The sequence below is a fragment of the Bradyrhizobium sp. 61 genome (assembly GCF_023073075.1).
Classification (GTDB): domain Bacteria; phylum Pseudomonadota; class Alphaproteobacteria; order Rhizobiales; family Xanthobacteraceae; genus Bradyrhizobium; species Bradyrhizobium barranii.
In genome coordinates this window covers 1-8,115 of the sequence record NZ_JADPIU010000087.1, presented here as the reverse complement: position 1 = coordinate 8,115, position 8,115 = coordinate 1, and the positions used below count along the sequence as shown (strand labels likewise).

Genomic DNA, 8,115 nt, shown 5'->3' with positions numbered 1-8,115 from the left:
GCTTGGGGCAACTCAAGTCGTGACCCCGTTGCATCATCTATCGGGGGACAGCCACCATCATCCCCCCTTGCTCGGAGCCGGGCCCATTACGGCATCTAGCTGGCTTCCTTGCGTTTCGGCCGCGGCGGCCCGTCCACCGGCGGCAGCGATTTGATGTAATCCGCCATCGCCGCGAGATCCTCGTCCGGCAATTGCGAGGTGTTCTTGATCACGCGCGTCATCGCGCCGCCGACACTGTCGCCGTCGGGCAATTCGCCGGTCTTGAGGAAATAGGCAATATCCTTCGCGCTCCACTCGCCGAGACGCTTCTGCGTGATGTTGGGCACCCAGCCCTCGCCTTCCGGATTGGGTCCGCCGGCAAAGCGTTCTCCGGAGATGATGCCGCCAAGCGCATTGCGCGGGCTGTGGCATTCGGCGCAATGGCCGAAACTGTTGACGAGATAGGCGCCACGATTCCATTGCGGCGACTTCGTGCCGTCGGCAACGAATGGCTTTCCGTCCATGAACAAGAATTTCCAGATGCCGATGTTGCGCCGGATGTCGAACGGAAAGCGTACGTCGTGGTCACGCACCTTGCCTGCAACGGGCGGCAGCGTTTTCAGATAGGCGAAGAGGTCGAGCACATCCTCGCGCCTGGCGTGCTGATAGGACGTGTAGGGAAACGCCGGAAAATAATGCTGTCCGTCCGGCGAGACCCCGTGCATGACCGCGTTGACGAAATCGGCGTCGGTCCATTTGCCGATGCCGTAGGTCGGATCGGAGGAGATGTTCGGCGCGTAGAACGTGCCGAACGGCGACTTGATCGCGACGCCGCCGCCGAGCCTGGTGCGATCGGGCTGGTCGGGGACGGCATGGCAGGACGCGCATCCGCCGGCGTTGAACATCACCTCGCCATTGGCGAGATTGGGGACATGGGCAGGCGCGGCGGCACCGGCCGCCACCACCGGCGCGCTGAGCCACCAATAGACGCCCGCAGCAGTGACCGCGGCAAGCAGCGCCACGAGAATTGTTCGTTGCAACATGCAGATCCATTCATTGCTTGCCGCGAACCTATGACCGATGTCCACGCGGCTCCAGCCACGAAGAATTTAGCCCGCCCCAGCCGGAAACGGGAATAAACTGAAACGGCCAATGTTGGAAGTTTGGCAGGCCAACGAGGCCTCAGGGAGAATGTCATGAACAAGACCGTCATCGCCATGGTCGCGCTGGGCGCCGCAGCTTTTGCAGCCCCCGCCGGCGCCGAAAAGCTGAAAGCAACGCTCGACGGCAAATCCGAGGTGCCAGCAACCACCACCAGCGGCGCCGGAACCGCCGATCTGGACTATGATGCCGCCAGCAAGAAGCTGTCCTGGAAGGTCACCTATTCCGGCCTGTCCGGCCCCGCCACCGCCGCTCACTTCCACGGACCGGCCGAGGCCGGCAAGAACGCCGGCGTCGCGGTCGCGATTCCGAATGCGACCTCCAGCCCGGTCGAGGGCTCGGCGACGCTGACCGATGCGCAGGCCGCTGATCTGCTCGCCGGCAAGCTCTACGTCAACATCCACACCGCGGCCAATCCGGGCGGCGAGATCCGCGGCCAGGTGACGAAGTAACCTCAAGGCTGCTTCGTACGCGAAGGCCGGGCGCCGGAGGGAGCGTCCGGCCTTTTCGATTCCGCACGCCGCGAGGTGACCGCGCACGCTCATTCCGGCATGCCGGCAACCCGGAGCGCTTGCGTCAGCTTTTCGACATCTTCCCGTCGGCGGTATCGCCGTGTGTACGCATCGATACGCTTATTGGGACATAGTTGCATCGCACGGTCGCAAATCCGCCGGGCTTCCCCAACCCGGTCTGACGCCGCATGGCATGCCGCCAGAATGAATTGCGCAGGCGGAAAGATCGGTATCAGCCTGATGGCGGCTGCCGCGCAAGCCAAGGCGTCATCATGACGGTCTGCAAGGAAATGAGCATAAGCCAAGCCCGTCTGGGCGTTGGCGCCCCCATGCGGATGAAGCGGGTTCAAACGCAATGCGGTGTTGAATTGCTCGATTGCGGCGTCACCACGACCAAGCCAGAGTCGGCTCCAACCGTTCCAATGTCGTGCGATGACGAGGTTTGGGTCCAGCTTTATCGCGCGCACGAGAAGAGCATCGCCTTCCTCGACCTCGCCTGCCACCTGGGAGAGCGCGTGTCCGGCCATCGCAAGCACCGACGGATCGTTCGGGTCAAGCTCGACCGCCCGCCTCGCCAGCCGCGCGGCTTCACTGTGTTCATGGGCTTCATCAGTGATCCAGTCGAAAACATTCCTCAGGACATAGCAACGGGCGCCGAGCGCGTATGCGCGCGCGAATTCGGGATCGATCTCGCGGGCAGTTTTTGCGAGCTCCATAGCCTCAATGCTTGCTTCCTCGGTGAATTTGAAGAAGGAGGCAAATGCCCGAAGATAATAGTCGTAAGCCTGAAGGTTGTCGGTCGGCTGGCGTTGGGCGCGCTCGATTTCGGCGCGCTCCAGTCGCGGGGAGATTGCGCCGATGACGCTGCTTGTCAGCCGATCCTGCAGGTCGAAAAGATCTTCGATCTCACTGTCAAACCGATCCGTCCAGAGATTCAGGCCGGTCGCCGCGTCGATCAACTGACCGGCGATTCGGACTCGATTGCCGGCCTTGCGCACACTGCCTTCGAGCACGTAGCGAACGCCCAGCTCCTGACCGATCTGTTTGACGTCGATCGCCCTGCCCTTGTAGGCCAGAGTCGAATGTCGCGCGATGACGAAAAGAGACTTCGAACGCGACAGTCCCGAAATGATGTCCTCGACCATACCGTCGGCAAAATAGTCCTGCTCCGGATCCGGGCACAGGTTGGCGAATGGAAGGACCGCGATCGAGGGTTTGTCGGGAAGCGAGAGCGCTGGTTTCGGCGTCTCGGCTCCGCCGTCGACGGCCGCGGCGCCCTCGGCGGCAAGCGTTTCCCGGACCTGACCCACGAAGCGGAAGCCTCTACGTGGCAGTGTTCTTATCAGCCGCTGCTCTTCGCCAGAATCCCCGATCGCGCATCGCGCACTGTTGAGGCGGGTCGTCAGCGCAGCATCGGACACGCAGCGCCCCTGCCAAATGGCATCGATGAGTTCATCCTTGCCTACGACGCGCTCCCGATTGCGGATCAGGTAATCGAGGAGATCGAACACCAGTGGCGTAACTGAGATCCGATCCGCTCCGCGATGCAGCTCTCGCCGACCGGCGTCGAATGCATACTCCTCAAAGAGATAGCGCACGGTGCGAATCCCTTGGGTGAGCCCTCCGGGGCGACCGGGGTGGGCTTTTGGGCCCGCTGGACGTCGCAAGAATAAGCTGCCGGTAGGAAAAATGTAAGCTGTCGGTCAAGCACGCGCGTCGGTCTTCGGGCACCTTCTCGGTGTGAGAAACACCCTCCGAAGGCACCGCAATGACCCTGATCCAAGGTACAATGTGGCCGGAACGGGCGTCCATATCGTCCCGGCATGTCCGCAGCCTGATCCGGAAGTACTGGGATGTCTTTCAGGCACGTCGCGATCGCCAGAGATTGCGCGGCACATTGTCCGGCTTGAGTGACCGGGAGTTGATGGACATCGGCACGACGCGCGGCGAGATCGACTACGTTGCCTCCAGCCGCGATATCGACCCGCGAGACATCGTGAGCCATTCGCGCGGAGCGTAAGTCCGGAGCCATTCGACCTGCCAGGAGATACCAGCCTGACCAAGGCTTGGCACCTTGGCTCGCGCGAGCGGCGGCATGGCCGACCTCATTGCGTTACTTGGGGACGCTTCGGCAATGCCGGGGCTACGCCCTCAAGCCGCGTTCAGCGCCTGCGCGAGATCGGCGATCAGGTCCGACGGGTTTTCAATGCCGATCGACAGCCGGATCGTGGAATCGAGCACACCGATTTTCATGCGGATGTCGGCGGGAACGCCGGAATGGGTCATGGTTGCAGGCAGGCTCGCAAGCGACTCCGTTCCGCCAAGACTCACTGCCAACTTGAGGATTTGCAGCGCGTTGAGGAATTTCACCGCCGCGTCCTTGCCACCGACGATGTCGAACGAGAAGGTGGAGCCCGCCCCCAGGCATTGCCGCGCGAACACCATTCCGGCCGGCGAAGCCTCCTCGAGATGGCCGAGGTAGTGGACCTTGGCCACCTTGGGGTGATCGCGCAAATAATCCGCCACGAGGCGCGCGTTGCTGTCCGCCTTCTCCATGCGCAGGCTCAGCGTCTCGAGCGAGCGGTTGATCATCCAGCAGGAATGCGGATCGAGCTGGGTGCCGATCGCGCCGCGGAGCGCCTTGATGCCCTTCACGATCGCCTTCGCGCCGAGCGCGGCACCCGCGATCAGGTCCGAATGACCGCCGACATATTTCGTAAGCGAGTACAGGGAAATGTCCGCACCATGCTCGATCGGCCGCTGAAACACCGGACCGAGCAGCGTATTGTCGCAGGCGATGATTGGAATGTGCCCCTGGGTCTTTCCGATGGCTTCGGCGACACGGCGCATCATCGCGACGTCGACCAGCCCGTTGGTCGGGTTGGCCGGAGTTTCGATCAGAATCATCGAGACCCGGCCCTTGCGCATGGCCTCCTCCGAGGCCTGGCTGACCGCCGCTTCATCAACGCCATCGGCGAAGCCGACGGCGCCGATCGACAGGCGCGCAAGCGTGTTCGTCAGCAGGGTTTCCGTTCCGCCATAGAGCGGCTGGGAGTGCAGGATGACATCGCCGGGGCGGACGAACGCCAGGATCGTGGTTGCAATCGCCGCCATGCCGGATGAGAACAGCGCGCAGCTCTCGGTGCGCTCGTAGATCGCGAGCCTGTCCTCGACGATTTCGCTGTTTGGGTGATTGAAGCGCGAATAGACCAGCCCCGCGCCCATCCCTTCCGGTGGCTCGCGCCGGCCGGCGACGAAATCGAAGAAGTCCTGCCCGTCATCGGCCGTCTTGAACACGAAGGTGGAGGTCAGGAACACCGGGGGCTTGATGGCGCCTTCCGACAATTGCGGATCGTAGCCATAGGTCAGCATCAGCGTTTCAGGATGCAGCATATGGTTGCCGATGTGCGTCTTCGACGGGAACGGTTTGACCATGGCCTGCCTCGCTGTTTTGATTCAGATTCTCGCCGCGAATTGGAACTCTGCGATCGAAGCACACGACTCGGATGCACCTGCATCCGACAACTCTCGTCAACGTCGCAGCGGCTGCGGTTGAAGATAAGCTCATACGTGGCGCCCCGACAGCGATCAGCCAGGCCTCGCAAACAAATTTTGCCCTTGGTGTGGTTCGACGAATCGATGCCTCGGTAACCGAGGCACCTCAACGCAATGGTCCAAGCCTCCCCCGCTGCTGCCCTACCTTTGACGGGCCGCCCGCAAACATCCCCGATTCCGTCCATCCATTTTCGTGTTGCCGCCACAAACTGCACTCACGAAGGCGTGACCGCGTATGGGGAGAAAAAAGTGCGCGCAATGAGACCATGGAAAGTCGTGGGGGCCAAACATCACCACTCAAGTGTCGAGCAACTTCAGCTCGATCTGGCGGCGATCAACCGGTGCATACACGTGCTGGAAAAGGCGGACGTCAATCCTCAGGACATTGAGGTACTGACCGTTCATGCGCTGACGCTCGCCGAACAGATCGATGAGGTGCGCTGGTTGAACCCAGCGAAGGCTTTGGGGTGGTTACTCGAAAAAGAGACTCGCAAGCCTGCCGCTCGAAAAGCTTCGGGAGCCGGCTGAGCAATTGCCTCGCCTTCGATCCGCCCAGATGCGCGTCCGACCGAAAACGCGTACGAGTCAACCGAGGCGCCTGCCCACAACGCAAAAAGGGCGGATGCCGTGCGCATCCGCCCTCACTTTTTGCCGACTCCGCGTCAGCTGTTCTTCACACGAAAGGTCTCGTGGCAGCCGCCGCATTCCTTGCCGACCGCGGGAAAAGTCGCCTTGAGCGAATCCAGGTCCTTGATCTTGCCCTTGGCCTCGCCGACGACCTTGGCGAAGCTTGCGATCTTGGCGTCGAAGCCGGCCTTGTCCTCCCAGATCTTCGGCGAGGCGCTGTAGTCGCCCTCGGGCTTCTGGCCCTTTGCGCTCGCCGGGAACAGGTTCGGCAGCTTCTTGGCAGTATCCGCGAACTGGGCCAGCGCGCTATCCACCGTGGCCTGGTCGTAAGGCTTCTCGCCCTTGACGATCGCCGCAACCGCGCCGGCGTTCTTGCCGTTGCCCTTCATGAGGGTCTGGACCTCCTTGACGGAGTCCTGCTGGGCCCAAACCGCGCCCATGCCGAGCAGCAGCGCGCCGCCAACAACCAACACTCGCTTCATTCGCAAAATCCCTTTCCCTGAGACAGGATCGTGCTGACCCCACATTGGGCCAACACCGATTGGCAGAGTTCATTCCATCCAAAGCGCGGCGATAGATCGTCGCACTATGGATTATTTGGTCGAGCTCGAGATTAAAGGCTGTGGCGGCGGTGGTGCTCGTTGACGGCGATCCACACCCGCTCCGGGGTGGCCGGCATGTCGATGTGGTCGATCTTGTATTCGCGCCAGAGCCCGTCGACGATGGCGTTGACGACGGCCGGACAGGAGCCGATCGCGCCGGCCTCGCCCGCCCCCTTCACGCCCAGCGGATTGGTCGTGCAGGGAACGTTGCTGGTCTCGAATACGAAGTCCGGACCATCAGCCGCGCGCGGCAGCGCGTAGTCCATGAAGGTCGCGGTGATCAGCTGCCCGTCAGTGGCGCCGTAGACCACCTGCTCCATCAGCGCCTGGCCGATGCCCTGCATGGCGCCGCCATGCACCTGGCCCGCCAAAAGCAGCGGATTGAGCGTCTTGCCGAAATCGTCGACGATCACGTAGTTGACGATCTTGATGATGCCGGTCGCCGGATCGATCTCGACTTCGGCCAGATGCGTGCCGTTCGGATAGGTGCCGTCGGCGCTGGCAAAGGTCGCGCTGCCGTTGAGCTTCGATGGATCGGCGCTCCCGCGCTTGGCGAGATCGGCGAACGACATCGAACGGTCGGTGCCGGCGATCCGCACGACGCCTTCGGAGAGCTCGAGGTCGCCGGCACTGGCTTCCAGCGCCTGCGCCGCGATCTCCTTCAGCTTCTGCCCAAGCTCGCGCGTGGCGCGCTCGACGCTGACGCCGCCTGACGGGATCGAGGCCGAGCCGCCGGTGCCGAGCCCCGTGGCGATCTCGTCGGTGTCGCCCTGGCGCACGTGCACGCGCTCCGGGGGCAGGCCGAACTGCTCGGCGACGATCTGCGCATAAGCCGTCTGGTGGCCCTGCCCGCTCGACTGTGTGCCGATCAGAACGGTGACGTCGCCGTTGGGATCGAGCCGCACATTGGCGGTCTCCTCGCCCATCACGCCGCAGATCTCGACATAGCTCGCAAGGCCGATGCCGCGGATCAGGCCATTCTTCTTGGCCGCCTTGGCGCGCTTGGAAAATTCCTTCCACTCGCCGATCTCCATCGCGCGCTTGAGATGCGCGGCGAAATCGCCGGAATCATAGACCTTGCCCGTGGCCGTCTTGTAGGGCAGCGCCTTCGGCGGAATGAAATTCTTGCGGCGGATGGCGTCCGGCGTCATGTCGAGTTTTCGCGCGCACGCGTCGACCAGACGCTCAATCACATAGGCCGCCTCGGGCCGACCCGCGCCGCGATAGGCGTCGACCGGCACGCTGTTGGTGAAGATGGTGCGCACCCGGCAGTGGAAGGCCTGGATGTCGTAGAGGCCCGGCAGCATGCCGGCGCCGCCGTGCGGGATGTAGGGGCCGAAGGTCGACAGATACGCGCCCATGTCGCCCATCAGGTCGCAATCCATCGCGAGGAATTTGCCGTCCTCGGCCAGCGCCATCTTGGCGGTGGTGACGTTGTCGCGGCCCTGCGCATCGCCCATGAAATGCTCGGTGCGGTCGGCCGCCCATTTCACAGCTTTCTTGAGCTGCCGCGCGGCGACCGCCATCAAGGCGTATTCGCGGTACGGAAACAGCTTGGTGCCGAAACCGCCGCCGACGTCCGGGCAGATCACCCGCATCTTCTCGGTGGGGATGTTGAGCACGTTCTGGCCGAGGATATCGCGCAGGCGATGGCTGCCCTGGCTGCCGAGGTTCAGCGT

The 8,115-nt window shown here is 63.0% G+C and carries 8 protein-coding genes; 3 read left to right on the top strand and 5 right to left on the bottom strand.

All coding sequences use genetic code 11. The annotated features are described in order from the left end of the window. Window positions 1-95: 95 nt before the first annotated feature. Window positions 96-1,022: a cytochrome c gene (locus IVB46_RS36535; protein ID WP_247309770.1), complete on the bottom strand. Its 927-nt coding sequence runs from the start codon at window positions 1,020-1,022 to the stop codon at window positions 96-98. A 153-nt stretch (window positions 1,023-1,175) separates the two neighbouring features. On the opposite strand from IVB46_RS36535, the gene IVB46_RS36530 reads away from it, so the two are divergent. Further along, window positions 1,176-1,592: a CHRD domain-containing protein gene (locus IVB46_RS36530; protein WP_166099426.1), complete on the top strand. Its 417-nt coding sequence runs from the start codon at window positions 1,176-1,178 to the stop codon at window positions 1,590-1,592. An 89-nt stretch (window positions 1,593-1,681) separates the two neighbouring features. On the opposite strand, the gene IVB46_RS36525 is transcribed toward IVB46_RS36530, so the two are convergent. Further along, complete coding sequence (locus tag IVB46_RS36525; RefSeq protein ID WP_247344745.1) at window positions 1,682-3,250, bottom strand: winged helix-turn-helix domain-containing protein; 1,569 nt, start codon at window positions 3,248-3,250, stop codon at window positions 1,682-1,684. Between the two features lie 170 nt (window positions 3,251-3,420). Between IVB46_RS36525 and IVB46_RS36520 the strand changes: the two genes are divergently transcribed. After that, the gene (locus tag IVB46_RS36520; RefSeq protein WP_085405857.1) at window positions 3,421-3,672 is read left to right on the top strand and encodes a DUF1127 domain-containing protein; all 252 of its coding nucleotides are present in this window, start codon (window positions 3,421-3,423) and stop codon (window positions 3,670-3,672) included. A 131-nt stretch (window positions 3,673-3,803) separates the two neighbouring features. Here the strand turns inward: IVB46_RS36520 and IVB46_RS36515 are convergent, their stop codons facing one another. Next, window positions 3,804-5,087 (bottom strand): cystathionine gamma-synthase family protein, encoded by a 1,284-nt coding sequence (locus IVB46_RS36515; protein ID WP_247309766.1) that lies wholly within the window; start codon window positions 5,085-5,087, stop codon window positions 3,804-3,806. Window positions 5,088-5,456: 369 nt separating this feature from the next. Between IVB46_RS36515 and IVB46_RS36510 the strand changes: the two genes are divergently transcribed. Beyond that, window positions 5,457-5,735 (top strand): hypothetical protein, encoded by a 279-nt coding sequence (locus IVB46_RS36510; RefSeq protein ID WP_166099441.1) that lies wholly within the window; start codon window positions 5,457-5,459, stop codon window positions 5,733-5,735. A 134-nt stretch (window positions 5,736-5,869) separates the two neighbouring features. Here IVB46_RS36510 and IVB46_RS36505 read toward each other — a convergent pair whose 3' ends face one another. Then, the gene (locus IVB46_RS36505) at window positions 5,870-6,316 is read right to left on the bottom strand and encodes a cytochrome c (protein WP_028153044.1); all 447 of its coding nucleotides are present in this window, start codon (window positions 6,314-6,316) and stop codon (window positions 5,870-5,872) included. Between the two features lie 131 nt (window positions 6,317-6,447). Then, window positions 6,448-8,115 (bottom strand): molybdopterin cofactor-binding domain-containing protein (locus IVB46_RS36500; protein ID WP_247344742.1); only part of this gene is annotated, 1,668 nt, incomplete at its 5' end.